Origin of the sequence: Streptomyces sp. NPDC048516, assembly GCF_043199875.1 — a bacterium.
In the GTDB taxonomy this organism is placed as follows: domain Bacteria; phylum Actinomycetota; class Actinomycetes; order Streptomycetales; family Streptomycetaceae; genus Streptomyces.
Genome location: NZ_JBICWS010000002.1, coordinates 347605 through 372766, shown reverse-complemented (window position 1 = coordinate 372766; position 25162 = coordinate 347605). Strand labels below are relative to the sequence as shown.

General features: G+C 70.7%; 22 protein-coding genes. 13 read left to right on the top strand and 9 right to left on the bottom strand.

Going from position 1 to position 25162, the window contains the following annotated elements; genetic code table 11:
- Window positions 1-17: 17 nt before the first annotated feature.
- The 5 genes from ACGFR7_RS05560 to ACGFR7_RS05540 form a co-directional block, all read right to left on the bottom strand.
- Window positions 18-656: a TetR/AcrR family transcriptional regulator gene (locus ACGFR7_RS05560; RefSeq protein ID WP_393313352.1), complete on the bottom strand. Its 639-nt coding sequence runs from the start codon at window positions 654-656 to the stop codon at window positions 18-20.
- Window positions 653-1333 carry a DUF4166 domain-containing protein gene (locus ACGFR7_RS05555; protein WP_393313350.1) on the bottom strand — a complete coding sequence of 227 codons (681 nt, stop codon included), beginning with the start codon at window positions 1331-1333 and terminating at the stop codon, window positions 653-655. Before ACGFR7_RS05555 ends, ACGFR7_RS05560 begins: the two co-directional genes overlap by 4 nt.
- Window positions 1330-2076: a hypothetical protein gene (locus tag ACGFR7_RS05550; protein WP_393313347.1), complete on the bottom strand. Its 747-nt coding sequence runs from the start codon at window positions 2074-2076 to the stop codon at window positions 1330-1332. Before ACGFR7_RS05550 ends, ACGFR7_RS05555 begins: the two co-directional genes overlap by 4 nt.
- An 818-nt stretch (window positions 2077-2894) precedes the next feature.
- A complete protein-coding gene (locus ACGFR7_RS05545; protein WP_393314202.1) occupies window positions 2895-3392 on the bottom strand; it encodes a hypothetical protein in 498 nt (165 codons plus the stop codon).
- Window positions 3393-3635: 243 nt separating this feature from the next.
- Complete coding sequence (locus tag ACGFR7_RS05540) at window positions 3636-4109, bottom strand: nuclear transport factor 2 family protein (RefSeq protein ID WP_393313345.1); 474 nt, start codon at window positions 4107-4109, stop codon at window positions 3636-3638.
- Window positions 4110-4286: 177 nt separating this feature from the next.
- On the opposite strand from ACGFR7_RS05540, the gene ACGFR7_RS05535 reads away from it, so the two are divergent.
- The 5 genes from ACGFR7_RS05535 to ACGFR7_RS05515 all read left to right on the top strand — a co-directional run bounded on the left by ACGFR7_RS05535 (window position 4287) and on the right by ACGFR7_RS05515 (window position 11895).
- Window positions 4287-5699 (top strand): class II fumarate hydratase, encoded by a 1413-nt coding sequence (locus tag ACGFR7_RS05535; RefSeq protein ID WP_393313342.1) that lies wholly within the window; start codon window positions 4287-4289, stop codon window positions 5697-5699.
- Between the two features lie 222 nt (window positions 5700-5921).
- Window positions 5922-6665, top strand: a complete 744-nt coding sequence (locus tag ACGFR7_RS05530) for a DUF402 domain-containing protein (RefSeq protein WP_393313339.1) — start codon at window positions 5922-5924, stop codon at window positions 6663-6665.
- Window positions 6666-6876: 211 nt separating this feature from the next.
- Window positions 6877-7560: a class I SAM-dependent DNA methyltransferase gene (locus tag ACGFR7_RS05525; protein WP_393313337.1), complete on the top strand. Its 684-nt coding sequence runs from the start codon at window positions 6877-6879 to the stop codon at window positions 7558-7560.
- Between the two features lie 90 nt (window positions 7561-7650).
- Complete coding sequence (locus ACGFR7_RS05520; RefSeq protein ID WP_393313334.1) at window positions 7651-10248, top strand: SpoIIE family protein phosphatase; 2598 nt, start codon at window positions 7651-7653, stop codon at window positions 10246-10248.
- Window positions 10249-10431: 183 nt separating this feature from the next.
- A complete protein-coding gene (locus ACGFR7_RS05515; RefSeq protein WP_393313331.1) occupies window positions 10432-11895 on the top strand; it encodes a catalase in 1464 nt (487 codons plus the stop codon).
- 78 nt (window positions 11896-11973) lie between these two features.
- On the opposite strand, the gene ACGFR7_RS05510 is transcribed toward ACGFR7_RS05515, so the two are convergent.
- On the bottom strand, window positions 11974-14247 hold the full coding sequence (locus tag ACGFR7_RS05510; protein ID WP_393313328.1) for a transglycosylase domain-containing protein: 2274 nt from the start codon (window positions 14245-14247) through the stop codon (window positions 11974-11976).
- 309 nt (window positions 14248-14556) lie between these two features.
- On the opposite strand from ACGFR7_RS05510, the gene ACGFR7_RS05505 reads away from it, so the two are divergent.
- From ACGFR7_RS05505 to ACGFR7_RS05480, 6 genes are all read left to right on the top strand, one after another.
- On the top strand, window positions 14557-15528 hold the full coding sequence (locus tag ACGFR7_RS05505) for an SPFH domain-containing protein (RefSeq protein ID WP_393313325.1): 972 nt from the start codon (window positions 14557-14559) through the stop codon (window positions 15526-15528).
- A gap of 73 nt (window positions 15529-15601) precedes the next feature.
- Window positions 15602-15931 carry a hypothetical protein gene (locus ACGFR7_RS05500; protein WP_393313322.1) on the top strand — a complete coding sequence of 110 codons (330 nt, stop codon included), beginning with the start codon at window positions 15602-15604 and terminating at the stop codon, window positions 15929-15931.
- Between the two features lie 142 nt (window positions 15932-16073).
- Complete coding sequence (locus ACGFR7_RS05495) at window positions 16074-16598, top strand: PadR family transcriptional regulator (protein ID WP_393313319.1); 525 nt, start codon at window positions 16074-16076, stop codon at window positions 16596-16598.
- On the top strand, window positions 16595-17311 hold the full coding sequence (locus tag ACGFR7_RS05490) for an ABC transporter ATP-binding protein (protein WP_393313316.1): 717 nt from the start codon (window positions 16595-16597) through the stop codon (window positions 17309-17311). The genes ACGFR7_RS05495 and ACGFR7_RS05490 overlap by 4 nt, the downstream gene beginning before the upstream one ends.
- Window positions 17308-19776 (top strand): FtsX-like permease family protein, encoded by a 2469-nt coding sequence (locus tag ACGFR7_RS05485; RefSeq protein WP_393313314.1) that lies wholly within the window; start codon window positions 17308-17310, stop codon window positions 19774-19776. Before ACGFR7_RS05490 ends, ACGFR7_RS05485 begins: the two co-directional genes overlap by 4 nt.
- Before the next feature lie 10 nt (window positions 19777-19786).
- Window positions 19787-19957 (top strand): hypothetical protein, encoded by a 171-nt coding sequence (locus tag ACGFR7_RS05480; protein ID WP_393313311.1) that lies wholly within the window; start codon window positions 19787-19789, stop codon window positions 19955-19957.
- On the opposite strand, the gene ACGFR7_RS05475 is transcribed toward ACGFR7_RS05480, so the two are convergent.
- A complete protein-coding gene (locus ACGFR7_RS05475; protein WP_393313308.1) occupies window positions 19954-20925 on the bottom strand; it encodes a LysR substrate-binding domain-containing protein in 972 nt (323 codons plus the stop codon). The two genes, ACGFR7_RS05480 and ACGFR7_RS05475, sit on opposite strands and share 4 nt — an antisense overlap.
- A gap of 132 nt (window positions 20926-21057) precedes the next feature.
- Here ACGFR7_RS05475 and ACGFR7_RS05470 point away from each other — a divergent pair, with 132 nt between their 5' ends.
- Both ACGFR7_RS05470 and ACGFR7_RS05465 read left to right on the top strand, forming a co-directional pair.
- Window positions 21058-21612: a peroxiredoxin gene (locus ACGFR7_RS05470; RefSeq protein WP_006603399.1), complete on the top strand. Its 555-nt coding sequence runs from the start codon at window positions 21058-21060 to the stop codon at window positions 21610-21612.
- 32 nt (window positions 21613-21644) lie between these two features.
- Window positions 21645-22178, top strand: a complete 534-nt coding sequence (locus ACGFR7_RS05465; protein WP_088799700.1) for an alkyl hydroperoxide reductase — start codon at window positions 21645-21647, stop codon at window positions 22176-22178.
- Between the two features lie 183 nt (window positions 22179-22361).
- Here the strand turns inward: ACGFR7_RS05465 and ACGFR7_RS05460 are convergent, their stop codons facing one another.
- The gene (locus ACGFR7_RS05460) at window positions 22362-23930 is read right to left on the bottom strand and encodes an AI-2E family transporter (RefSeq protein ID WP_393313304.1); all 1569 of its coding nucleotides are present in this window, start codon (window positions 23928-23930) and stop codon (window positions 22362-22364) included.
- Between the two features lie 126 nt (window positions 23931-24056).
- Window positions 24057-24758 (bottom strand): transglycosylase SLT domain-containing protein, encoded by a 702-nt coding sequence (locus ACGFR7_RS05455; RefSeq protein ID WP_393313301.1) that lies wholly within the window; start codon window positions 24756-24758, stop codon window positions 24057-24059.
- Window positions 24759-25162: the final 404 nt, after the last annotated feature.

Genomic DNA, 25162 nt, shown 5'->3' with positions numbered 1-25162 from the left:
CCGCGAAGAGGGCCTGCCTACCCCCGCCGGGCCGCGCTGCGGCGGAGGTGGGCGCGCACCGCCCGCTGGGCGACCGGGCCCAGGTCCTCCAGTACGCCGACCAGGCCGGACAGTTGCTCCAGGGCGTCCAGGGCCGCCAGGGCCCCGGCCGGGTCCACGCCCTCGTACAGTTCCAGGCCGACGAAGCCCGCGGCGAGCGCGCGGGAGAGGCCGGCGACGTCCACGAAGGCGGCGATCGGGGTCCCGGCCAGTACCCGGGCCAGCACCGCTTCGATCTCCTCGATCCACGAGGCGAGTCCGGCGGCGGTCGCGGGGGCGAGGCGGGGCTGGGTCTGGGCGCCGGCCAGGAGTTGGCCGAGGACGGCGACATGGCCCGCGGCGCGTTCCTCTGCGTGCAGTTCCCGTCCCAGTTCCAGGAGTTCGGCGAGGCTGCCGACCCGGGCGAAGCGTTCGCGGTAGCGCTCGACGCGCTGCTCGGCGCCGTAGCGGCAGGCGGCGGCGAGGAGTTCGTCGACGCTGCCGAAGTGGTAGAAGACCAAGGCCTGGTTGACTCCGGCGGCGGCGGCGATGGTGCGGGCCGAGGTCTTGGTGATGCCCTGCTCGGTGAGCGTCCGCAGCGCGCCGGCGAGCAGTTTCGTACGGGTGTCGGCGCTCATGCCCGGACCTCCTCGCGCACCGGCCGCAGCCCGTCGCGGACACCGCGCTCGTCGGCGTTCACGAACTCGGCGGTGAAGGACCCCTCGTAGCCGAAGAGCGGGCCGAACCGGCGGTTGCCGACCCGTACCTGGATACGGAAGCGCCCGGCCGACTCGTCGTACGACTCGCGCACCACCGCGTCGCCCCCGATCAGGTCCGGCACCCGGACGTCGACCGGCCCCTCCCGGAAGCGGTGCTCTCCGGAGCGGATGACCAGGGCGCCGGTCTCGTCGACCGTGAAGTGCAGGTCGGTGGCGAGGTGCTGGTGCGTGCCCAGGTAGTCGACGACGCAGCCGCGCTCGGGGCTGAAGACCATGGTGGCGTCGAAGCGGCGGGGGCGGCGCGGGAAGGCGAAGGTCCTCACGAAGGTGACGGTCTCGCGGCCGAAGGAGTCCGGGTAGGGGACGTTCTCGATGACGAAGGGGATGTCCCGGCCGGTCTGCGGGACGAGGATGTTGCGGCTGCCGCCGAGCGCCAGGAACGGCCGGACGAAGCTGCGGCCGTGCCAGATCCGGTCCATCGTGCCCCGCCCGACGCACGCCTCACCGCTGTCCAGCCCGACGGAGAAGCGCCGCCGGATCTGCGGGTGGAGCCGGTCGAAGTCGGCGCCCAGGGCGCGCTGGAATATCGAGGTCATGGCTGCTCCAGGGTAGCGAGGAGGGCGCTCGGGGCGGCGGCACTCCGGCCGCGTGCGGCGGCCCGCTCCGGCGGGCGGCGCAGACAGCGGCGGGCCGCGGGGGTGGTGGGCAGGGGCGGCAGCAGCAGCGCGGCGGCCGCCACGGCGGGCACGGTCGCGGCGAGTACGGCGACCGTGGCGACGGGGGCCGCGGGAGCCAGGGCCGCGGTGGCGGCGACGGCGGCTATCCGGACGAACAGCTCCGCGAGGGCGTGGCGCAGCGACCGCTCGGGGGTGATCCCGCGCTCGCACCACAGCCGCAGCCGGTCGAAGGACCAGGCGGTGGCCCAGCCCATGAGGGGCCGGAAGAGGAGACGGTCGACGACGCGGCCGAAGCGCCCCCAGCGCGGCCGGTAGTCGTATCCGGTCAGGAACCGCAGCTCCTCGCCGTCCGGGACGTACCGCCAGTAGCCGCTGCCTTCCTCGATGAGCGACAACGGATGCGCCGAGGCGAAGCGGAGGGCTGAAGTCCGGGTGCCGTCAGGCCGGTTGCGCTCACCGGCCGAGATGCCGGTGCCGTCGACGGTGAGCAACGGCAGGACGCGGGTGGCGTAGCGGAAGCGTTGCGGCTCCCCCGGCGCGCACGGCAGGTAGTCGATCTCGCTGAACCTCAGGTCCCAGCGTTGGTGCCGGTCCGGCAGCTGACTGCGGTCCCACACCACGTCGAGCCCGGCGCGGATGCGCGCCTCCACGTACAACCCCATGCGACATCCCCCCACGTGTTTGAGCGACTGCTCAAAACGCAGCGTAGAGGGTTTTGAGCAGTCGCTCAACAACAACGTCAGGCGCTCAAGGCAGACAGGTACTCAAGGCCGTCAGGTACTCGCGGCAGTCAGGTGCTCAAGGCCGCAGACACTCAAGGCCGGCGTCCGGAGCGGAGGTTGAACCGGCCGGCACGCCTCTCGGGGCCACGCGTCGCACCGACGCATCCCGCACCACGACCAGCTTCCCGCGGCTGCGCTCCTGCACCATCCGCACTGTTGAGCGTGGCCAGGGTGAGGTCGTCGCGTTCGTGGGCGCCGGGTTCCGGGGCGGGTCAGGTGAGGTTCATCAGGTGGCGTTCATCGGGTGGCGTTCATCGGGTGGCGTTCATCGGGTGGCGTTCATCGGGTGGCGTTCTTCAGCCGGCCGCCGCGTCGTACACCGCACTCAGTCGTCGCGTTGCGCAGACACCCGAAAGGCCGCCGGCAGGGCGGGACCCGTGCCGGCGGCCTACAGGGGTGCCGGAAGAATGTGTACCGGACCTCTCCGGAAGGAGCTTCGCGGGATTCGTTTTCTCGCGAACGGGATGGGGGCTATCGGAATACACAGCAGCGGTCAGAGCGGAATTACCGCGAGCCCCTGCGTGAGCGAATGCAGCGCCACCCGAAATAGAGCACGCCCAGCGCTCCCCCGACTGCGCCGGCTCCGCACATGACGGTCGCCCATGGGGACAGGTCCCGCGTGAACCACAGCAAACTCACTACGGCGAGAGCCATGGAGAGCACGCACCGCTCTCCATGGCCCGGTCCGCGGCGACCGGTCAGTCCCGGATGTTGCCGCACTTGTAGGTAACGCCCTTCATTTTGATATCCCGGTACCCCGTGAAAGCGGCGAAGTCAGTGCCGCCACCGCCGCCGCCACCTTCCTTCCGGCAGGAATAGCCAAGCGCCTCGAGCTTCCCGAGATCACTCTTCGCCTGGTAGTTCTTGTACGACTTGATCATGGCGGCTCGCTTTTGCGCAGGCGTGGCCTGCTTCGCCTTCGTGTACGCATAGCACCCCACACTGGCGCCGATGCCTACCCACGAAGCCCCCTTGGCCAGAGCCTTGGTAAGGCCTGCCGCGCCGCTGCCAATCCCCAGAACGGCGCAGATTTCATCGGCTCCAGCAGCGTGGACTTGCGCTCTCGCTGCCGATCGCGCGACGGTTGCGCCCCCTTCACCTTCCCCCGAAGCTGCACTTGCACCGTGTGCGCTCATACCGCACATCGCGCCGGCCATGGCGAAGGCGATCGCGGTCGAGATCCCCTTGCTTCGCATGCTCACGAAGTCATTCCCCCAATAACGCTCTGAAGCGTGTTGATCTTTACGCAAAAGACGCTACCAGCGCGACTATACGCACGCAATGAGTTTACTCGGAAAAGGGTTTTCTCAATGTGGCCGACTCAATGGAACCGGATGAATTTCGCGTAATTTTGCGTAATTCGCAAACCCGGGCGTCCCGGCCGCGGACCGACATAAACCGTTCGGGGGTGGTTTGGGCCGATCATTCGGGCCGTGCCCTCACGACCCGCCGGTGGCGCCGAGCCGTTGCGTCGGACCGGCGAAGGGCAGGAACGTGGTCCGGGTGGCGAGGAGCCAGCCGCCGTCGACCTTGCGGAAGGTGTCCTCGTAGTGCCCCACTTGGGCCGGGGGCCGGGGCGGCACCATGCCCTCCTGGTAGCCGTCGACCCGGTAGGTGGCGAAGTAGGTGGTGGCGGTGGCCGTCGTCGAAGAGGTGGCGGTGACCAGGATGTTGGTGCACATACGGCGCGACAGCCGGTCCTCGGGCCGGGAGCCGAAGTAGCTGCGGAGCGCGTCGCGCCCCTGCACCCGGCGGTCGCCATGCGGCCACTCCCAGACCCCGTCAGGGGTGAACAGGTCCGCCACCGATCCCGGGTCCCCGAGATCGAGCCGGCGGACGAAGTCGACGATCAGACGCTCGCAGGCCCGCTCCGTGAGCAGGCATTCCATGGGGTCAAGGGCTTCGGTCTCCATACCCACTTCGTAGCAGCGCTCCACGCGCCGCCACCACTGCTTTGCGGGCGGCGGGCGGTGCTGACGCCCGCCGCCCGGGCCGTCTTCATGACGGGACTGAGGGGTGCGCGCCCCGCAGCCAGGTGACTTGCGGCCGTGCCCGGGAACAGATTGCCGTTCCCGGGCACTGACATAGGTATGAGTGACAACAGCGCATTCGGCGACTCCGGCGGCTTTCGGACCGAGCACGACTCCATGGGCGAGGTGCAGGTGCCCGCGTATGCGAAATGGCGGGCGCAGACGCAGCGTGCGGTGGAGAACTTTCCGGTCTCGGGGCAGCGCCTTGAGCGGGCGCACATCGAGGCGCTGGCCCGGATCAAGGGCGCGGCGGCCAAGGTGAACGGCGAGCTGGGGGTGCTGGACAAGGACATCGCGGAGGCCGTGCAGGAGGCCGCCGCGGCCGTCGCGGAGGGGCAGTGGGACGACCACTTCCCCGTTGACGTGTTCCAGACCGGGTCCGGGACGTCGTCGAACATGAACACCAACGAGGTCATCGCGACGCTGGCGGGTGAGCGGCTGGGCCGGGAGGTCCATCCGAACGACCATGTCAATGCCAGTCAGTCGTCCAATGACGTCTTTCCGTCCTCGATTCATATCGCGGCGACGTCGGCGGTCCTCAACGATCTGATTCCGGCACTGGAGCATCTGGCGGAGGCGCTGGAGCGCAAGGCGGAGGAGTTCGCCGAGGTCGTGAAGTCGGGGCGGACGCATCTGATGGATGCGACGCCGGTGACACTGGGGCAGGAGTTCGGCGGCTATGCCGCCCAGGTGCGCTACGGCGTCGAGCGGCTGCGGGCATCGCTGCCGCGGCTGGCGGAACTGCCGCTGGGTGGTACGGCGGTGGGGACCGGGATCAACACCCCGCCCGGGTTCCCGGCCGCGGTCATTGCCGAAGTGGCGCGGGCGACGGGGCTACCGCTGACCGAGGCGCGCGATCACTTCGAGGCGCAGGGGGCGCGCGACGGGATCGTCGAGGTGAGTGGACAGCTGCGGACGATCGGGGTCGGGCTGACGAAGATCGCCAACGATCTGCGGTGGATGGCGTCCGGGCCGCGCACCGGGCTCGCGGAGATCGCGCTGCCGGATCTGCAGCCGGGCTCGTCGATCATGCCGGGGAAGGTCAACCCGGTGATCCCGGAAGCGGTGCTGATGGTTGCGGCGCAGGTCACCGGCAATGACGCGACGGTGGCGGCGGCCGGGGCGGCCGGCAACTTCGAGCTGAATGTGATGCTGCCGGTGATCGGGAAGAACGTGCTGGAGTCGGTGCGGCTGCTGGCCAATGTCTCCCGGCTGCTGGCGGACCGTACGGTCGACGGGATCACCGCGAACGCGGAACGCGCCCGGGAGTACGCCGAGTCGTCGCCGTCGGTCGTCACTCCGCTCAACAAGTACCTCGGGTACGAGGAGGCCGCGAAGGTCGCCAAGAGGTCGCTCGCCGAGCGGAAGACCATTCGCGAAGTGGTCCTGGAGGGCGGCTATGTCGAGCGGGGGCTGCTGAGCGAGGAACAGTTGGACGAGGCGCTGGACGTGCTGCGGATGACGCGGCCCTGAGCCCCGCCCCGGACCTGAGCCCCGCCCGGACCTGAGCCCGGCCCTCACCTGAGCCCGCCCGCCCGTCGTCGCGCGCGCCGACGCCGCTTCGCCCGGTAAACCGCCCGCGCCGGCGCTCCTGTTGCGGCGCGGGTTCGGGCAACGGCCCCCCTTATCATGCCCGTAACGCCCGGTGCTTCTCATGGCACGGCGCGCGTCATGCCGCGCAACTAAGATCTGCGCATGACAGCGGACATGGTGGACACGACGGAAGGCGAGACGCCCGGCGGACGCGGGACGGCCGGGGCGATGCGGGCGGCGGGCGGTGCGGCGGGAGCGTCACACTGGGCGCCAGGAGACCACATCCTCTGGCGCTACCGCGACAATGCCGACGCCGGACGTTTCCACATCTGTCGTCCGATGACCGTTGTCCAGGACACCGACGAACTGCTCGCGGTGTGGATGGCACCGGGCACGCCCTGCATCAAGCCGGTGCTCGCCGACGGCACACCGGTGCACCGCGAACCGCTGTCCACCCGTTACACCAAACCGCGCCGGACCAGCCACGACCAGTGGTTCGGCACCGGCGTGCTGAAGCTGGCCCGGCCCGGCGACCCGTGGTCGGTGTGGCTGTTCTGGGAACGCGGCTGGCAGTTCAAGAACTGGTACGTCAATCTGGAGGAGCCGCGCCGCCGTTGGGCGGGTGGCATTGACTCAGAGGACCACTTTCTCGACATCTGTGTCTACCCGGACCGGCACTGGGAGTGGCGGGACGAGGACGAGTTCGCGCAGGCGCAGCGGGACGGGCTGATGACCGACGCACAGGCCGCCGAGGTCAGATCGGCGGGCCGGGCCGCGATCGCACAGATCACGGCCTGGCGCGAGCCGTACGCGGACGGCTGGGAGGACTGGCGGCCCGATCCGGCCTGGGACGTTCCCCGGCTCCCGGAGAACTGGGACCGCGCACCGGATCGTTTGCGGTCGTGAGGGAGCGAAGTGAAACCACACGAGTGAAGGGGGCGAGCCGTGGGAAGCTGCGCCTATGGGCAATGCTGTTTCCTGCGGGGCGAGGAGCGGGGCCGAGCCCCCTTGCTGCGCCCCGGGTCTTCAAACGTAGGATCGTCCTCCGCAAGACTGCACAGGCGCAACTCCAGAACAGGAAAACGAACTTGACTGCGGTCGCAGGAGGGGCGAGGTCGTGAGTGCAACTCACTACGACGGATACGAGGGGCTCAACCGGTTAGCACTGGACCGGGCCGGCCAGGCCGAGGCGTTCGACGCCATCGGCGACCGGTATGACGACGCCTTCCCGCACAAGGAGGGCCAGCTCGCCTCGGGCACCTGGCTGGCCGACACCCTCCCCGCAGGCTCACGCATCCTGGATCTCGGATGCGGTACGGGTCTGCCGACCGCCCGTCAGCTCTCGGACGCCGGACACCGCGTCGTGGGAATCGATCTCTCCCCCTCGATGGTCGCACTGGCCCGGGAGAACGTCCCGGACGCCGACTTCCACCGGCTGGACATCGCCGATCTGCGCGGCGGCCGGCTCGACGGCGCCGGCTCCTTCGACGGTATCGCCGCTTATTTTTCCCTTCTGATGCTGCCCCGTGCGGAAATCCCTTACGCACTGGGCATGCTCCATGATCTGCTACGTCCCGAGGGGCTGCTCGCCCTGTCCATGGTCGAGGCGGATGTGGACGACTTCACCATTCCGTTCCTGGGCAACTCGGTCCGGGTATCGGGTTACCTGCGGGACGACCTGCGCCGGGTCGTGCACGACGCGGGTTTCGACGTCGTCGGGGAGGATGCCTACGCATACGCCCCGTCGAGCACGGACGTACCACCCGAGATCCAGCTCTTTCTGCACCTGCGACGCGCCTGACACGCAGCGCGTTGGGCGCGTCCCGTACGGGCGGCGCGCTCGCAACGCGGCGCGTTCGGCGCACAGCCCCGGACGGATGGAATCCCACGCGTGACGGAGCACCCCACCTCCCACGAATCGCGGCGGTCGGCCTCGACCGCCGCGCCCTCGGCGTCCCCTGCTCAGGGGCCGGCCCGGACCGCGTCGTTCGGCGCGGTCCCCGACCCGCGCAGCGCCCTGCAGCAGCCCACCGCGGCGGGGTTCGCCCCGTCGCCCGGCGCCGGGTTCGCGGTACGCGGCGGTGACGACATAGGCCTCGCCGGTGTCGCCGTCACGGCCTCGGCCGGTCCGCCGGCCGGCCCCCACGGCGGCGAGCCGCCCGTGAACCACGGCGCGGCGCGGCGGGACCCGTCGGCGGACGCGGACGGCGCTGCCGCGGGCCACACCGGCGGGCGCACCAGTGATCACAGCGCCGCTCACAGCGGCGGTCATGCCGCCGCACGGGACGTCTCGCTCCCGTACGGGGAGGCATACGGCGACACGTACGGGGAGGTGGCCATGCCTGCGGGAGGACGGTCGGGCGGGGCAGCGGACGCGGGGCGGGAGACCGCCCGTGCCGGGCGGCGGGTGGCGCAGGGTGCCGTCGGCCGCGCCGAGGCGCCGGAGCCGGGCGGGGAGCCGCACCACGGACCGCGCCCGCGGCACGACGGCGAGGGTATCGGGCGGCCCCGGGAGGGCGGCGGCCCGGCCGGCGGCGGGCGCCCGCGCGGCGGCGGGTCTGGCGGGACGGTGCCGGGGCAGTCGCCGGCGCCGCACGGCGGACGGTCCGCCGGCCCGGGCGCCCACGGCGAGGCCTCGCATCCGGCGGCCGGCGAGCCCACCGCGGCCCCGGTGCCCGGTCAGGCCGACCCGCCGCAGGAGCCGCCGGCCGCTCCCCCGGTTCGCTCGGCGCATCCGGGCGAGAGCAGTGAGGTGGCCGCGGCCCGGCAGGCCGGCGGCGACCGGCTGCGCTTCATCGGGGCGGCGACGCGGCGGATCGCCCGCGGTATCGACCTCGACGAGATCGTGCTCGGGCTGTGCCGGGCGACGGTGCCGACGTTCGCCGACGCCATCCTCGTCTATCTGCGCGATCCGCTGCCGGTGGGCGACGAGCGTCCGACCGGCCCGGTGGTGCTGCGGCTGCGCCGTACCGACCGGATCCCGGAGGAGCCGGACACCAACGGCGGCCGGCTGCCGGTGCTGCCCGCGCAGCCCGATCTGGGCCCGGCGATGGGCGGCACCGCGGCGGAGCTGGCCGAGGTGGAGCCCGGCGGTCCGCTGGCCGAGGTACTGCGGGGCGTACGGCCGCTGTTCGGCGAGGCGCAGGCGGCGCGGACGGCGCTGCCGGAGCTGCTGGGTCCGGATCCGCGGCTGCCCGGCGGCCACCGGGTGATCCTGGCGCCGCTGCGCGGCCGCCGCCGGGTGATCGGTGCCGCGGTGTTCCTGCGCCGCCCCGACCGCCCGGCGTTCGAGCCGGACGATCTGCTGGTGGCCGCGCAGTTGGCGACGCACACCGCGCTGGGCGTGGACAAGGCGGTGCTCTACGGCCGTGAGGCGTACATCGCCGACGCGCTGCAGCGCACCATGCTGCCGGACTCGCTGCCGCAGCCGACCGGGGTCCGGCTGGCCAGCCGCTACCTGCCGGCCGCCGAGACCGCCCGGGTGGGCGGCGACTGGTACGACGCGATCCCGCTGCCGGGCAGCCGGGTGGCGCTGGTGGTCGGCGACGTCATGGGCCACTCGATGACCTCGGCCGCGATCATGGGGCAGCTGCGCACGACCGCACAGACGCTGGCCGGGCTGGACCTGCCGCCGCAGGAGGTGCTGCACCATCTCGACGAGCAGGCACAGCGGCTGGGCACGGACCGGATGGCGACCTGCATGTACGCGGTGTACGACCCGGTGGCGCACCGGATCACCATCGCGAATGCCGGGCATCCGCCGCCGGTGATGCTGCACCGCGGCGGGCGTGCCGAGGTGCTGCGGGTGCCGTCGGGCGCCCCGATCGGCGTCGGCGGGGTGGATTTCGAGGCGGTGGAGCTGGACGCCCCCGCGGGTGCCACGCTGGTCCTCTATACCGACGGCCTGGTCGAGTCGCGCATCCGGGACGTATGGACCGGTATCGAGCAGCTGCGGGAGCGGCTGGCGGAGACGGCCCGGCTGACGGGTCCCAACCCGCCGCCGCTGGAGCCGATGTGCGACGAGGTGCTGGACATTCTGGGCCCCGGTGACCGCGATGACGACATCGCGCTGCTGGCGGCCCGGTTCGACGGGATCGCGCCGAGCGATGTCGCGTACTGGTATCTGGACCCGAAGGCGCAGACGGCCGGGCAGGCCCGCAGGCTGGCCCGGCGGGCGCTGGCGCGCTGGGGTCTGGAGGAGCTGACCGACCAGCTGGAGCTGCTGGTCAGCGAGGTGGTGACGAATGCCGTGCGGTATGCGGAGCGGCCGATCACCCTGCGGTTGCTGCGAACGGACGTACTGCGCTGCGAGGTGGGTGACGACGTTCCGCAGCTTCCGCGGCTGCGTCAGGCCCGGCCGTCGGACGAGGGCGGGCGCGGCCTCTACCTCGTCAACCGGATGGCACGGCGCTGGGGCGCGACCCGTCTGAGCATGGGAAAGGTCGTCTGGTTCGAGCTGTCGATGCCGCCGGGGGCGCTGCGCCGCTGACGCCGCGCGGGCTCCGCCCGCCCGTCCCATATGTTGGACCCCGTCTGAGATCGGACGGGGTCCAACTCTTGCCGACGTGCCGTCGGGGTAGTTGACTGCTTGGGTGGATGTAAGGGACTGACTCGCCCAATTCGGGACTGACCGACCCCTACTCCCAGTCGTCGAAACAGGAGGCATTCCTCCATGTCCAGCACCGCGCACAATGTCCCGCGCACGACGAACAACGCCGGCATTCCGGTGGAGAGCGACGAACACTCACTCACTGTGAGCCCGGACGGCCCCATCCTGCTCCAGGACCACTACGTCATCGAGAAGATGGCCCAGTTCAACCGCGAACGGGTCCCCGAGCGGGTGGTACACGCCAAGGGCGCCGGCGCCTACGGCTTCTTCCAGGTCACCAACGACGTCAGCCAGTTCACCAAGGCGGATCTCTTCCAGCCGGGCAAGACCACCGACATGCTGGCCCGCTTCTCGACCGTCGCGGGCGAGCAGGGCTCCCCCGACACCTGGCGCGACCCCCGCGGCTTCGCGCTGAAGTTCTACACCGAGGACGGCAACTACGACCTGGTGGGGAACAACACCCCGGTCTTCTTCGTCCGGGACACGATCAAGTTCCAGGACTTCATCCGCTCGCAGAAGCGCCGCCCGGACAACGGGATGCGCGACAACGACATGCAGTGGGACTTCTGGACGCTGTCGCCGGAGTCCGCCCACCAGGTCACCTGGCTGATGGGCGACCGCGGCATTCCCAAGACCTACCGCCACATGAACGGCTACGGCTCGCACACCTACATGTGGGTCAACGCCGGCGGCGAGAAGTTCTGGATCAAGTACCACTTCAAGACCGACCAGGGCATCGACTACCTCACCCAGGAGGACGCGGACCGGATCGCCGGCGAGGACGCCGACTACCACCGCCGTGATCTGTTCGAGGCCGTCGACGGCGGCAACGCACCGTCGTGGACGCTGTATGTGCAGGTCATGCCGTTCGCGGACGCCCCGGACTACCGGTTCAACCCGTTCGATCTGACCAAGGTGTGGCCGCACGGCGACTACCCGCTGATCGAGGTCGGGCGGATGACGCTCAACAAGAACCCCGAGGACTACTTCATCCACATCGAGCAGGCGGCGTTCGAACCGTCCAACATGGTGCCGGGCGTCGGCCCGTCGCCGGACAAGATGCTGCTGGGCCGGCTGTTCTCCTACCCGGACACCCACCGGTACCGCATCGGCCCGAACTACCTGCAGCTGCCGCCCAACCGGCCGCATGTCCCCGTCCACTCGTACGCGAAGGACGGCCCGATGCGGTACGACCCGGCCCGTACGGCCCGGCCCTACGCCCCGAACAGCTACGGCGGCCCGGCGGCGGACACCCTGCGCTACGGGGAGCCCGCGGGCTGGGAGACCAGCGGCGAGATGGTCCGCGAGGCCTACACGCTGCGCCGTGACGACGACGACTTCGGCCAGCCGGGCACCATGGTCCGCCAGGTCCTCGACGACGCGGCCCGCGACCGGCTCGTCGGCAATGTCTCCGGCCATCTGCTGAACGGCGTCAGCCGCCCGGTGCTGGACCGCGCGCTGCAGTACTGGCGCAACATCGACAAGAACGTGGGCGACCGGATCGCCCACAAGGTGAACGGCGGCTGAGGCGCCACCGCTCCGTCACAACAGCACGGCCCCCGCCCGGTGAGGCGGGGGCCGCGGTGTGGTGCGCGCGGGTCGGCGTCAGTCAAAGCCGGGCAGGCTGTCGGCCTTGTTCCCGCCGGTCTCGTTCCCGGTACCACCGGTCGGGTTGCCGTCACCGCCGGCGCCGCCGCCGGCCGCCCCGCCGTCCGGCGAGCCGGAGCCGGACGGGACGGGCGGGCTCGGCCGCCCGCTGTGGGTCGGCGAGGGCGGCCCGCTCGGCTTCGACGGGGTCGGCGAGGGCGGCCCGCTCGGCGTCTTGGACGGGCTCGGGCTGGACGACGGCTTGTGGCTCGGCGTCGGGGTGGGGGTCGGGGGGATCGCGGCACCCATGTCGGTGTCCAGCTCGAAGTCCGCGCCGGTGTTGCCGTTCAGCGCCGCCTCGGTGTAGTCCGCCCACACCCGGGCCGGGTAGCCGCCGCCGTTGACCCGGCCGTCGCCGCCCGCGTTCTTGAGGGTGACCTGCCGGCCGCCGTTGGGCGACTCGCCGAACATGCCGACGGCGGTGACCAGCTTGGGCGTGTAGCCCACGAACCACGCCGACTTGTCGTCATCGGAGGTGCCGGTCTTGCCGGCCGCCTTGTAGGCGGTGTTCTTCACGGCCTCCGAGGCGGTGCCGTCGTTGACCACACCCGTCAGTACGGAGGTGACGGTGTCGGCGGTCTTGGGGCTGAGCACCTGGTCGCCGATCGGGTCCTTCAGCGGGACCTTCGTCTCGATGCCGTTGACGCTGTGCGTGGCCTTGGTGACCATGGTCGGGGTGACCTTTTTGCCGTGGTTGTCCAAGGTGGCGTAGGCGCCGGCCATCTGGAGCGGGCTGGCGCCCATGGTGCCCAGGGTCATGGCGGGCTTGACGTCCATCGTGTCGTCCATGCCGAGGCTGACCGCGGTCTTCTTGACGGCGTCCAGGCCGGCGTCCGCGCCCATCTGCGCGAAGACCGCGTTGACGGAGTTGTTGGTAGCCGTCTGGACGCTGATCTTCCCGTACGGCTGCTCGTCCTCGTTGGGCGGCGCGAAGGGGATCTTGCCGCCGACGACCGGACGGCGGTTACGGCCGTCGTAGATGGTGTTCGGAGTGATCGGGACGCCGTCCTGGGTCACTGCGTTGTTCTCCATCGCGGAGGCCAGGATCAGCGGCTTGAAGGTGGAGGCGGCCTGGTAGTCGGTGCGGGTGGCGTTGTTCCGGTAGTGCTTGGGCGGGCCCTCGCCGCCGTACATCGCCACGATGTGCCCCGTGTGGGGATCCACCGAGGTGGCACCGAGCTGGGCGTCCGCGTCGACCTTGCGCTTCTTGGGGTCGAGGTCGGCGAGCAGCTTGCGCTTGACGGACGCCTCCAGCGCCTTCTGCTTGTTCTTGTCGATGCCGAGGGTGACCGTCCAGCCGCCGGCCGCGAACTGCTTCTCGTCGACACCCTGGGCGAAGAGCTCCTGCTTGGCCTGCTCGACGAGGTAGTTGGTCTGGCCGCTCACGCCGCTCAGCGGCTTGGGGTCCTTCGGCCGCTGGAACCTCTGCTTGCGGCGGTCCTCCGCGGAGAGCCACTTCATCTCGACCATGTTGTCGAGGGTGTAGGCCCAGCGCTCCTGGACGCGCTTCTTGCCGGCGTCGGTCGCCAGGGTCCAGTCGTACTGGTTCGGGGCCTGGAGCAGCGAGGCCAGGTAGGCGCCCTGCGACACGGTGAGCTTGTCGACGTCCACGCCGTAGTAGGCCTGCGCGGCGGCCTGGATGCCGTAGGCGCCGCGGCCGTAGTAGCTGGTGTTGATGTAGCCGGCGAGGATGTCGTCCTTGCCGAACTTGTTGTCCACCTTGAGCGAGATGACGATCTCCTGGAGCTTGCGGGAAACCGTCTGCTCCTGGCTCAGGTAGTAGTTCTTGACGTACTGCTGGGTGATCGTCGAACCACCCTGCTTGCCGCGGCCCATCACCGTGTTGAAGATGCCGCGCAGGGTGCCCATCAGGTCGACACCGGAGTCGTGGAAGAAGTTCTTGTTCTCCGCGGCGACGAAGGTGCGCTGCACGTCCTTGGGTATCCGGCTGAGCGGGACGTTCTCCCGGTTGCGCAGACCCGTACGCGCCATGACCTTGCCGTTGGCGTACTTGTAGACGTTGCTCTGCAGCTTGGCTTCGTTGTTGCCCTTGGGTATGTCCACGTACAGATACAGGCCGATGAAGCCGAGGATGCCCAGCAGGCACACCCCGAGGAAGGCTCCGAGGAGCTTCTTCCAGGTGAAGAAGCGGCGTATGCCGGACTTCTTGCCCTTCGTTCTGGCCCGGCGGGCGCTTTCCTGTCGCGCCCGTCTCGCGTCCGCTCGGCCCATCGCTTCAGCAACTCCAGTCGTTCCGCCCCCAGCTAACTCAGCTGTTGAAGCTAACACCGCATCTGTCAACAAATACTCATCGATCAAGGCTTTTCCCGACGTGACAAACAGCACCCGGCGCGACGGAACCAAGGGGTGGGTTTTGTGCGTCGCCCGGGCCTCACCTGGGATGTTGCCGCCGAAGGATCCTCGCACGACCACTGGACAGCCCCCGGACCGCGGTATTAAAGTGCTATCACTTTGATAGATCGGTGACATCATCCGTTGCGGCGGACATCACCCGCCGCAATGGGGAGAAACGGGGATTCCATGTCCGATCAGACACCCGCCGGCCCCTCCGCAGGGCCCGGCGAAGACCTCGCCGTCGACGCGCCCGAGATGCCCCGCCCGCAGGTCCGCGAGACCCCGGCGCACAGCATTCCGGGCGGCCTCGCCCTGCTGCTGAGCGTGCTCGGGGTGGCGCTGGGCATCGCCATGATCGTCGTCGGCGGGATCCTCAGCGACGGCGGCGACAAGGCGGTGGGAGCGCCGGTGATCATCGTCGGCGTGGCGCTGCTGCTCGGCTCGTTCTTCTGCATGACCGGGGTGAAGATGGTCGCCCCCGGCGAGGCCCGGGTGATCCAGCTCTTCGGACGGTACGTCGGCACCATCCGCACGGACGGCCTGCGCTGGGTCAACCCGCTCACCACCGCGCAGAAGATCTCCACCCGGGTGCGCAACCACGAGACCGCGGTCCTCAAGGTCAACGACGCCTACGGCAACCCGATCGAGCTGGCCTCGATCGTGGTCTGGCAGGTCGAGGACACCGCCCAGGCGCTCTTCGAGGTCGACGACTTCCTGGAGTTCGTCGCCACCCAGACCGAGGCGGCCGTCCGGCACATCGCCATCGAGTACCCCTATGACGCACACGACGAGGACGCCCTGTCGCTGCGCGGCAACGCCGAGGAGATCACCGAGAAGCTTGCCCTGGAGCTGACCGCACGGGTCCAGGCCGCCGGCGTACGGATCATCGAGTCCCGCTTCAGCCACCTCGCCTACGCCCCCGAGATCGCCTCGGCGATGCTCCAGCGGCAGCAGGCCGGCGCGGTGGTCGCGGCCCGCCAGCAGATCGTCGAAGGTGCGGTCGGCATGGTCGAGCAGGCGCTGGACCGGATCAGCGAGCAGGGCATCGTCGAGCTGGACGAGGAGCGGAAGGCGGCCATGGTCAGCAATCTGATGGTGGTGCTGTGCGGCGACCGGGCCGCCCAGCCGGTCCTGAACACGGGCTCCCTCTACCAGTGAGCGAGCGCAGCGAGCGAACCACGGGAAGGCGCGCGCCGGGCGAATGCGAGGCCGGGCGAAGCGAGGCTTCGGCATGAGTGACGACGCCCCGGAGGGGTCCGGCGCCGGCGGCGGGCGGACCCCGGCGCGACGGCCGCAGCGGCGCAAGCAGGTGCTGCTGCGGCTGGACCCGCTGATCCATGACGCCCTGGCGCGCTGGGCCGACGACGAACTCCGCAGCGCCAACGCGCAGATCGAGTTCCTGCTGCGCAAGGCGCTGTCCGACGCGGGCCGGCTGCCCCGGGACGCGGGGTCGATCCCTCGGCGGGGGCGGCCGCCCAAGAAGCCGCCTGCCGGAGAGCGGCCACCCGGGGGGCCACCGGCCGGCGGGCCGCCCCGGAGCCCCGGGCCGGACGGAGGCTGAGCCTCCCCGCTCCCACGTCACCTCACCTCGTCACCGGCGTGGGAGCCGGCGTGGGAGCAGGCGTGGGAGCCGGCGTGGGCTCCCCGCTCGCTATACCGCCCGCGTATACACCAGCGATAGAGCCCCCAGTAAGGTGGTCGTCATGTCAATCGGTCATACGCTGCTGGGCCTCCTGGAGTCCGGCCCCCGCCATGGCTACGACCTCAAGCGGGCCTTCGACGAACACTTCGGCCAGGACCGCCCGCTGCACTACGGGCAGGTCTACTCCACGATGTCCCGGCTGTTGAAGAACGGCCTGGTCGAGGTGGACGCCGTGGAGGCCGGCGCGGGCCCGGAGCGCAAGCGGTATGCGATCACGGACGCCGGGGTCACCGACGTCGCCCAGTGGCTGGCCCGTCCGGAGAAGCCCGAGCCGTACCTCCATTCGACGCTCTACACCAAGGTCGTCCTGGCCCTGATGACCGGCCGCAACGCCGCCGAACTGCTGGACTCCCAGCGCGCCGAGCATCTGCGGCTGATGCGCCAACTGACCGAGCGCAAGCGCACCGGCGACCTCGCCGACCAGCTGATCTGCGATCACGCGCTGTTCCACCTCGAAGCCGATCTGCGCTGGCTGGAGCTGACCGCCGCCCGGCTCGACAAGCTGGCGGAAGCGGTCCGTGCATGACACCGGAGGGATCCTCCCCCAGCTCCGCCGGGAGGCGCCCCCTGCTCGCCGCGGAGGGGCTGTACAAGACCTACGGGGCGACACGGGCGCTGGACGGTGCGGAGTTCTCCATCCACCCGGGTGAGGTCGTCGCCGTCATGGGCCCCTCGGGCTCCGGCAAATCGACCCTGCTGCACTGCCTCGCCGGGATCATCGGCCCGGACTCCGGCACCGTCCGCTACGGCCCGCACACCCTGAACGCGCTCAGCGACGCCCGGCGCAGCGCCCTGCGTCGTACCGACTTCGGTTTCGTCTTCCAATTCGGCCAGCTGGTACCGGAGTTGACCGTGCTGGAGAACGTCGCGCTGCCCCTGCGGCTGAACGGCACCAAGCGCAAGGAGGCCGAACGGCAGGCCCGCGAGTGGCTGGAGCGGCTGGAGGTCGAGAAGGTGCACGGCCGGCGGCCCGGCGAGATATCCGGCGGCCAGGGCCAGCGGATCGCGGTCGCCCGCGCCCTCGCCACCCGCCCGCGGGTCATCTTCGCGGACGAGCCCACCGGCGCCCTGGACTCGCTCAACGGCGAACGCGTCCTGACCCTGCTGACCAACGCCGCCCGGGAGACCCACGCCGCGGTCGTCCTGGTCACCCACGAGGCCCGGGTCGCCGCCTACTCCGACCGGGAGATCGTGGTCCGGGACGGCAAAGTGAAGGACATGCTGGCGGGCTTGGTATGAGCCTGCTGCGCTCGTCCACCGGCAGCGGCGGCGCCGGCGACAGCGGCGGCAGCAGCGGCAGCGGCAGCGGCCGGGGTGACGACCGCACCCCCGGACCGTCCGCCCCCCGGGGCCCGTCCGCCGCCCCCCGCACCGGCCCCGCGGCCTGGGCCCGTGACCTCGCGATGGGGATGCGGTTCGCGGCCGGCGGCGGCCGCGAGGGCTGGACCCGTACGGCGCTGACCGCGCTCGGTGTAGGACTGGGCGTGGCCGTCCTGCTGCTGTGCTCGTCCGTACCGCCCTTGATGGACGCCTGGCACGGCCGGGAGAAGGCCCGCGAGAACCTGGGCCAGGAACACAACCCGCCGCGCTCCGACCGCACCCTGCTCTGCGCCTCCGCCGACACCACTTTCCGTGGTGCGCCGGTCCGCGGGCGCCTGGTGCGCCCGGACGGCGCGCATCCGCCCGTACCGCCCGGCATCGGCCGTCTCCCCGGCCCCGGACGGATGCTGGTCTCCCCGGCGCTCAAGGACCTGCTGGACTCCCCCGAAGGGGCGCTGCTGCGCGACCGGCTGCACTACGACGTGGCCGGGGTGATCGGCGACGAGGGTCTGCTCGGCCCGCAAGAGCTCACCTACGTCGCGCAGAGCGCCACGCTCGCCACGCCCGGCGGTTACCGCATCGACCGCTTCGGCAAGAACTGGGACGCGCCACCGATGCGGGCGCCCGCCGTGGTTCTCGTGGTCATGACGGGTGTGACGCTGATGATGCCGGTGCTCGCCTTCCTCGGCACGTCCATACGGTTCGGCAATGAGCGGCGCGAGCGCCGGCTGGCCGCGCTCCGGCTGGTCGGCGCCGATGTCCCCACGACCCGCCGGATCGCCTCCGGTGAGGCGCTGTTCGGTTCGCTGCTGGGGCTGGCGGGAGGCGGCGCGCTGTTCCTGGCCGGCCGGCAGAGCGCTTCGGTGATCACGCTGTGGGGCGTCAACGTCTTCCCCTCGGACGTGACGCCCGCCCCGCTCGCCGCCGCGCTGATCGCCGTACTCGTGCCGACGGCGGCGGTCGTGGTGACGCTGTTCGCCCAGCGCGGCATCACCATCGAGCCGCTGGGCATCGTCCGCAACCGCCCCGTGCTGCGCCGCCGGTTGTGGTGGCGGGTGGCGCTGCCTGCCGTGGGCATCGCGCTGCTGGTGCCGCTGGCCCGGGCGCAGCCGTGGCGCGACACCCCGCTCAACGCCTTCCAGCTCGCGACCGGCTCGATACTGCTGCTGCTCGGCGTCACCGTCCTGCTGCCCTGGCTGGTGGACGCGGTGGTCGGCCGGCTGCACGGCGGCCCGGTCGCCTGGCAACTCGCGGTCCGCCGCCTGCAGCTGAGCAGCGGCTCGGCCACCCGCGCGGTCAGCGGCATCACCGTCGCGGTGGCCGGCGCCATCGCGATCCATATGCTCATGACCGGTATGCAGGCCGGCTACGCCGAGGCGTACGCGGAGTCCGGCAAGCTTCCGCGGATCGGCCTGTGGGCCGACGCCCACGGATGGCCGCAGACGCAGCGGGCACTCGGCGCGCTGCGCGCCACGCCCGGGGTGACGGCGGTCCGCGGCACGATCGACGCGAACATCGGCCGGCTGCCGGCAGGCCGGCGTCCGGTGTCCGGTGCACCGCTCTCGACGCTCGCCGTCGGCAGCTGCGCCGAGCTGCACAAACTGGCCCGCCTGGGCTCCTGCCGCGACGGCGAGGTGTTCCTCACCGATGCCACGGGCCGGGACGCCGCCCTCGCGCCCGGGGCGACGATCAACCTCGGCCCCCCGTACGCCGGCCAAAGCCCGCAGCCCCCGCGCCCCTGGACGATCCCGGCGGCGGCCCGCACGGTCCGGCTCCTCGACCGCGTACGCGCCCCCGACCACTTCTCGTACGACCTGCTGGCCACCCCGTCCGCACTCGACACCGGCCGGCTCGACCAGCCCACCGCGGAGTTCAAGGTCGACTTCGACCGCGGCACCCCGGACGCCGTGGAGTACATCCGCAACACCGTGGCCCGCATCAACCCGGCGATGAACGAGTCCTCCGCCGTCGACAACCCGCACGACGCGCAGTTCAACAGCGTCCGCAAGGGCCTGTTCGCCGGTGCCGTCGTCACCCTGCTGCTGATCGGCTCGGGCCTGGTCATCTCCACCGTCGAACAGCTCCACGAGCGCCGCCGGCTGCTGTCCACCCTCGATGCGTACGGCACCCGCCGCGCCACCCTGGGCTGGTCGGTGCTGTGGCAGACCGCCCTCCCCGTACTGCTCGGACTGGGCCTGGCGCTGGGCTGCGGGCTGGCGCTGGGGACGCTGCTGCTGACGGTGATCGACAGCACGGTGACGGTCGACTGGCCGGTGGTCGCGGGCATCGCCGCGGCCGGCGGCGGCATGATCTTCTTCGTCACGCTGCTGAGCCTGCCGCCGCTGTGGCGGATGATGCGGCCCGACGGGCTGCGGACGGAGTGAGCGCGGCACCGTGATCATCGATCGCAAGCACAGCCGCATGCAGGTCCGAACCGACCCGGGCGAGAACGGCTACGGCAGCCACCGCGCCCACGCCCCCGGCGAGCAAGTCACCCACCCCGCCTTGCTCGGTGCCGAAGTGAGGCTCGACGCCGAGGCGCTGCCCAGGGCCGGTCGGGACTAAGCCTGACCCTCACCCCCGGCCATCCGCACCGGCAGCCCGCGCAGCGCCCCCCGCAGCGCCGCCGCGAACTCCTCGAACTCGCCCTGGCGGGCGGCGCCCGTGCGCATGGCGAGTGCGATCGTCCGCGAGGGGGCCGGGTCGGCGAAGTAGCCGGTGGTGAGCTGGTCGTTGCGGCCGGTCTCGACCCGTAGCGCGGTGCGGGGCAGCAGGGTCACGCCGAGCCCGCCGGCCACCAGTTGCACCAGGGTGGACAGGCCCGCCGCGCTGGTCGTCACGGGGGTGTTCTCGTCCCGGCCGGCCTCCCGGCAGATGTCCAGGGCCTGGTCCCTCAGGCAGTGCCCCTCGTCGAGCAGCAGCAGGTCCAGCTCCTGGAGGGCCTGGCGCGGGATGTCGCCGCGGCCGCCGAGCCAGTGGTCCTTGGGTGCGACCAGGACGAAGTCCTCGTCGAAGAGCGGGAGTTCGGTGATCTGGGGGACGCCGAGCGGCACCGCGAGCAGGAGCAGGTCGAGGCGCCCGTGGGCCAGGCCGTCCAGGAGCGAGGCGGTCTGCTCCTCGTGCACCTGGAGGTCCAGGTCGGGGTAGGCCTCATGGACCAGCCGCAGGACGGCCGGCAGCAGATACGGGGCGACGGTCGGGATGACGCCGAGCCGCAGCACGCCCGTGAACGGCGCGCGGGCCGCCTCCGCCTCCTCCATCAGATCGCCGACGGCCTCCAGTACCGTCCTGGCCCGCGCGGCCACCCGCTCCCCCGCGGGCGACAGCAGCACCTTGCGCGTCGTACGCTCCAGCAGCTGCACTCCCAGGGTCTCTTCCAGTGCGGAGACCGACCCGGACAGCGCGGGCTGGCTCATACCGATCTCGGCCGCCGCCTCGCGGAAATGCAGATGCTCGGCCACCGCCACGAACGCGCGCAGCTGGGCCAGGCTGGGCTGGCGGGGTCTGCCGCCCTGACTCGCCGGTGAAGCCACTGATAACCACCTCCGATCAACATCAACCAGTCTAGCTATTTCCCTGATCAATGCTTGCTGTGGCAGTGTGTAACCCGTCCAAGCCTCAAGGAAAGGCCCCAAAAGGGACTTTCTGCGCAACAAGGAGAGTACGTGCTCACTGTCGGTGACAAGTTCCCCGAGTTCGACCTGACCGCCTGCGTTTCGCTGGAAAAGGGCCAGGAGTTCGAGCAGATCAACCACAAGACCTACGAGGGCAAGTGGAAGATCGTCTTTGCGTGGCCCAAGGACTTCACCTTCGTGTGCCCGACCGAGATCGCCGCCTTCGGCAAGCTGAACGACGAGTTCGCCGACCGTGACGCCCAGGTCCTCGGCTTCTCCGGCGACTCCGAGTTCGTGCACCACGCCTGGCGCAAGGACCACCCGGACCTGACCGACCTGCCCTTCCCGATGCTCGCCGACTCCAAGCACGAGCTCATGCGCGACCTGGGCATCGAGGGCGAGGACGGCTTCGCGCAGCGCGCCGTCTTCATCGTGGACCAGAACAACGAGATCCAGTTCACCATGGTGACCGCCGGTTCCGTCGGCCGTAACCCCAAGGAGGTCCTGCGGGTCCTCGACGCCCTGCAGACGGACGAGCTGTGCCCCTGCAACTGGTCCAAGGGCGAGGACACCCTCGACCCGGTCGCGCTGCTCTCGGGCGAGTGACACTCCGCTAGCGAACTGGAGGCTGATCTGACATGGCTCTCGACGAACTGAAGTCCGCCGTACCGGACTACGCCAAGGACCTCAAGCTGAACCTCGGCTCGGTCATCGGCAACAGCGACCTCCCGCAGCAGCAGCTGTGGGGCACCGTGCTGGCCTGCGCGATCGCTTCGCGCTCGCCGAAGGTGCTGCGCGAGCTGGAGCCGGAGGCGAAGGCCAACCTCTCCGCCGAGGCCTACAGCGCCGCGAAGTCGGCCGCCGCCATCATGGCGATGAACAACGTCTTCTACCGGACCCGGCACCTGCTCTCGGACCCGGAGTACGGCACCCTGCGCGCCGGTCTGCGGATGAACGTCATCGGCAACCCGGGCGTGGACAAGGTCGACTTCGAGCTGTGGTCGCTGGCCGTCTCGGCCATCAACGGCTGCGGAATGTGCCTGGACTCGCACGAGCAGGTGCTCCGTAAGGCCGGTGTGGACCGCGAGACGATCCAGGAGGCCGTCAAGATCGCGTCCGTCCTGCAGGCCGTCGGCGCCACCCTCGACGCCGAGGCCGCGCTCGCCGAGTAATCCCCGGCACAGCGCGGGACACCCGCACACAGAACCCCGCAGACCTGGCGTCTGCGGGGTTCTTTGCGTCCGGTGCCCGGCACTGTCCGGGAAGCTTCTTCCGGATCGCCCGGCCGGTCCGGGTGGACCGGTCCAGGCGGACCGGTCCGGGTGATCCGGTCCGGGTGATCCAAAAGACGCGCCCTACGCCCCGGGTTCCTCGGGCCTGGCCCGCACCGGGGGCGGGGTCGGCGCCACCGAGATCGCGGTGGCGCCGCGCGGGGCCACCGACATCCGTACCGCCTGCTCCCTGGAGTACGAACGCAGGTAGCCGACCACCGTGTTGGTGACCGCCACCAGCGGCACCGCGACCACCGCACCGCCGATGCCCGCGATCAGCCCGCCCGCGGCGACCGACAGGATCACCGCGAGCGGATGGACCCGGACCGCCCGGCCCAGGATGAACGGCTGCAGGACGTGCCCCTCGATCTGCTGGACGGCCAGCACGACCGCCAGCACCATCAGCGCCGTGAACACCCCATTGGCGACCAGCGCGATGACACACGCCAGCGCACCCGAGACCACCGCGCCGACCAGCGGAATGAAGGCGAACAGGAAGATGAAGACGGCGAGCGGCACGGCCAGCGGCACATTGAGGAAGTAGAGGCCGATACCGATGAAGATGGCATCGATCAGGGCGACGACCACCGTGCCGCGCACATAGGCGGTCAGCGTCCGCCAGGCCCGCGGCCCGGCGCCCGCCACTCCCTCGCGGGCCGCGCTCGGGACCAGCTTGAGCACCCAGTTCCAGATCCGCCGGCCGTCGTAGAGCAGGAAGAGCGTGGTGAACATCGCCAGCAGGATGCCGGTGAGCACTTCGAGGACGACGGTGACGCCCTCCAGGCCGGCCGAGGTGATGGCCTCGGTGTTGGCGCCGACCGCGTCCTGCAGATTCTTGGCGATCTGGGTGATCTGAGACTCGGTCACATGGAACGGGCTCTTCAGCAGCCAGCCCTTGAGCTCGGTGATGCCCTCCTGGATACGGCTGGAGACCGAATCGATGTTGTCCTGGACCTGCCAGACCACAAACCAGCCGACCAGGCCCATGATGACGAACCCGCCGATGAAGGTCAGCGCGGTGGCCGGTCCGCGCGGCAGCCCGCGCCGGCGCAGCCAGCCCACGCTGGGCTGCAGCAGCGCGGTGATCAGCGTCGCCGCGATGAAGGCGAGCACCACCAGTTCGATGGTGGTGATGACGCGTGCGAGGACCCACAGCGTGGCCGCCAGCACCAGCAGCCGCCAGCCCGCCTCGGCGGCGACCCGTACGCCCCACGGCACCGCGTCGACCGGATCGGGGCGGGCCGCGACGGCCGGGGCGTACGACGGCGGCGGGGGGACGTTCTCCGGCGGGACGGCGCCGGGGGACGGCGCGGCGAGCTCCGTCGCGGGGTGCGGCACCCCGTCCGTCGCTTCCGGCAGCTGGGTACGGGGGACCGTGAGCGTGGCCGGCGCACCGGCGCGCGACGCACCGCCGTCCGCCGGACCGCCGTCCGCAGCAGTCCCGTCCGCCGGACCGCCGGCCGCGGGGGCATCCGCATGACCGGCGCGCCTCAGCTCTTCCGAGTCGTCGGCCTCCACCGAGGAGTCCGGGAAACTCCCGCCGGGGGGAGCCCCCACCGCGGCTTCCGCACGGCGGTGCTGATCCTCCATCCGCTGCGAGAGCCGGGTCAGACCGGCGCCGAGGCCACCGACCCACTGAGGCAATCTGGACATGTGCCTTCCTCTTCCCCTCCCACGCACCACAACCTGACGGGCACGACGTTACCTGCGCCGGACGCACGAAACCCCCGACGCTGCCGCGTTCGGGGGTTTCGGAAGTGCGTGGTACTGCCGGCGGGCCTAGTACCAGCTGTTGGCCTGCCAGAACGACCAGGCACCACAGGGGCTGCCGTAGCGGTCGTTCATGTAGTTCAGCCCCCACTTGATCTGGGTGGCCGGGTTGGTCTGCCAGTCGGAGCCCGCAGAGGACATCTTGGAGCCGGGCAGCGCCTGGACGAGGCCGTAGGCGCCCGAGCCGGCGTTGGTGGCCTTGTAGTTCCAGCCGGACTCGTGGTCCACGATGTGGCTGAAGCACTGGAACTGGTCGCCGGCCATCATCTGCCGCGCGATGGACTGCGTGTCGGCGATGGAGTACGAGCCCTTGCCGAGGAGGTCGCCCAGGTCGCCGCGCGCGGAGGAGCGGGACGCGGCCAGCTTCTCCTTGCGTGCGTCGGCTTCCTTCTTGGCCTTCGCCTCCTCCGCCGCGTCCTTCTTGCTCTTGGCGGTCTCAGCGGCGGCCTTGCGGGCCGACTCCTGAGCGGACTTCAGCGCTGCCGTGTCGGCCTGGGTGGACTGGTCGTCCGCCTGCTGCGTCAGGGAAGCCGTCTGCACCTGGGCCTGTGCGCCCGCGGGAATGTCGGCGATCGTCGCGTCGGCAGCGGTGGCCTCGGTGTTGCCGACCGAGGCGGGCTCGTTGCCTGCAGCGACGCCGACCACGGCGCCGACGGTGGTGACCGCGGTGGCGGATGCCACGGCGAATCCCCGGACCGAGATCCGGCTCACACGATTTCCTTCCAGCATCGCCCGCATAGGTGACCTCGCGGGCGCAATCGTGCCCCTGACGCTGACCTCCCCTTGTTCCGGACCCTGTTGAGCGGGCGGGTCCGACTGGTCACGGGAGGCACTGGCCCGGTACGTCCCCCTCGGGGTCCGCGTGGTGCTCGGGCGGCATACGGCGCATCGCTATGAAGTTCGTTGGTTCTACACACCGCTGGGGGTGCTTGATGCCGTATGCGGGGCCTGACAGGACCCAGACTCTGCCCGACCGGGAGGCCGGGAGGCAATTCCCCGCTGGGTGTGAAAGCTCACACCTCGTTTACGGCAAACGATTTTCGGATATCCACTCGCAGCACTGCGCCGCCCGGCTAAGCTCCTTCGCTTTGCCGGGCGGCGCCGTGTTCACAACC

Bases quoted from the DNA above. Each gene is read 5' to 3' on its own strand.
- ACGFR7_RS05460 (WP_393313304.1), bottom strand. From the start codon at position 23,930: ATGTCCAGATTGCCTCAGTGGGTCGGTGGCCTCGGCGCCGGTCTGACC.
- ACGFR7_RS05510 (WP_393313328.1), bottom strand. From the start codon at position 14,247: ATGGGCCGAGCGGACGCGAGACGGGCGCGACAGGAAAGCGCCCGCCGG.
- ACGFR7_RS05465 (WP_088799700.1), top strand. From the start codon at position 21,645: ATGGCTCTCGACGAACTGAAGTCCGCCGTACCGGACTACGCCAAGGAC.
- ACGFR7_RS05550 (WP_393313347.1), bottom strand. From the start codon at position 2,076: ATGGGGTTGTACGTGGAGGCGCGCATCCGCGCCGGGCTCGACGTGGTG.
- ACGFR7_RS05500 (WP_393313322.1), top strand. From the start codon at position 15,602: ATGAGTGACGACGCCCCGGAGGGGTCCGGCGCCGGCGGCGGGCGGACC.
- ACGFR7_RS05560 (WP_393313352.1), bottom strand. From the start codon at position 656: ATGAGCGCCGACACCCGTACGAAACTGCTCGCCGGCGCGCTGCGGACG.
- ACGFR7_RS05515 (WP_393313331.1), top strand. From the start codon at position 10,432: ATGTCCAGCACCGCGCACAATGTCCCGCGCACGACGAACAACGCCGGC.
- ACGFR7_RS05485 (WP_393313314.1), top strand. From the start codon at position 17,308: ATGAGCCTGCTGCGCTCGTCCACCGGCAGCGGCGGCGCCGGCGACAGC.
- ACGFR7_RS05505 (WP_393313325.1), top strand. From the start codon at position 14,557: ATGTCCGATCAGACACCCGCCGGCCCCTCCGCAGGGCCCGGCGAAGAC.
- ACGFR7_RS05540 (WP_393313345.1), bottom strand. From the start codon at position 4,109: ATGGAGACCGAAGCCCTTGACCCCATGGAATGCCTGCTCACGGAGCGG.
- ACGFR7_RS05545 (WP_393314202.1), bottom strand. From the start codon at position 3,392: ATGCGAAGCAAGGGGATCTCGACCGCGATCGCCTTCGCCATGGCCGGC.
- ACGFR7_RS05535 (WP_393313342.1), top strand. From the start codon at position 4,287: ATGAGTGACAACAGCGCATTCGGCGACTCCGGCGGCTTTCGGACCGAG.
- ACGFR7_RS05490 (WP_393313316.1), top strand. From the start codon at position 16,595: ATGACACCGGAGGGATCCTCCCCCAGCTCCGCCGGGAGGCGCCCCCTG.
- ACGFR7_RS05530 (WP_393313339.1), top strand. From the start codon at position 5,922: ATGACAGCGGACATGGTGGACACGACGGAAGGCGAGACGCCCGGCGGA.
- ACGFR7_RS05495 (WP_393313319.1), top strand. From the start codon at position 16,074: ATGTCAATCGGTCATACGCTGCTGGGCCTCCTGGAGTCCGGCCCCCGC.
- ACGFR7_RS05555 (WP_393313350.1), bottom strand. From the start codon at position 1,333: ATGACCTCGATATTCCAGCGCGCCCTGGGCGCCGACTTCGACCGGCTC.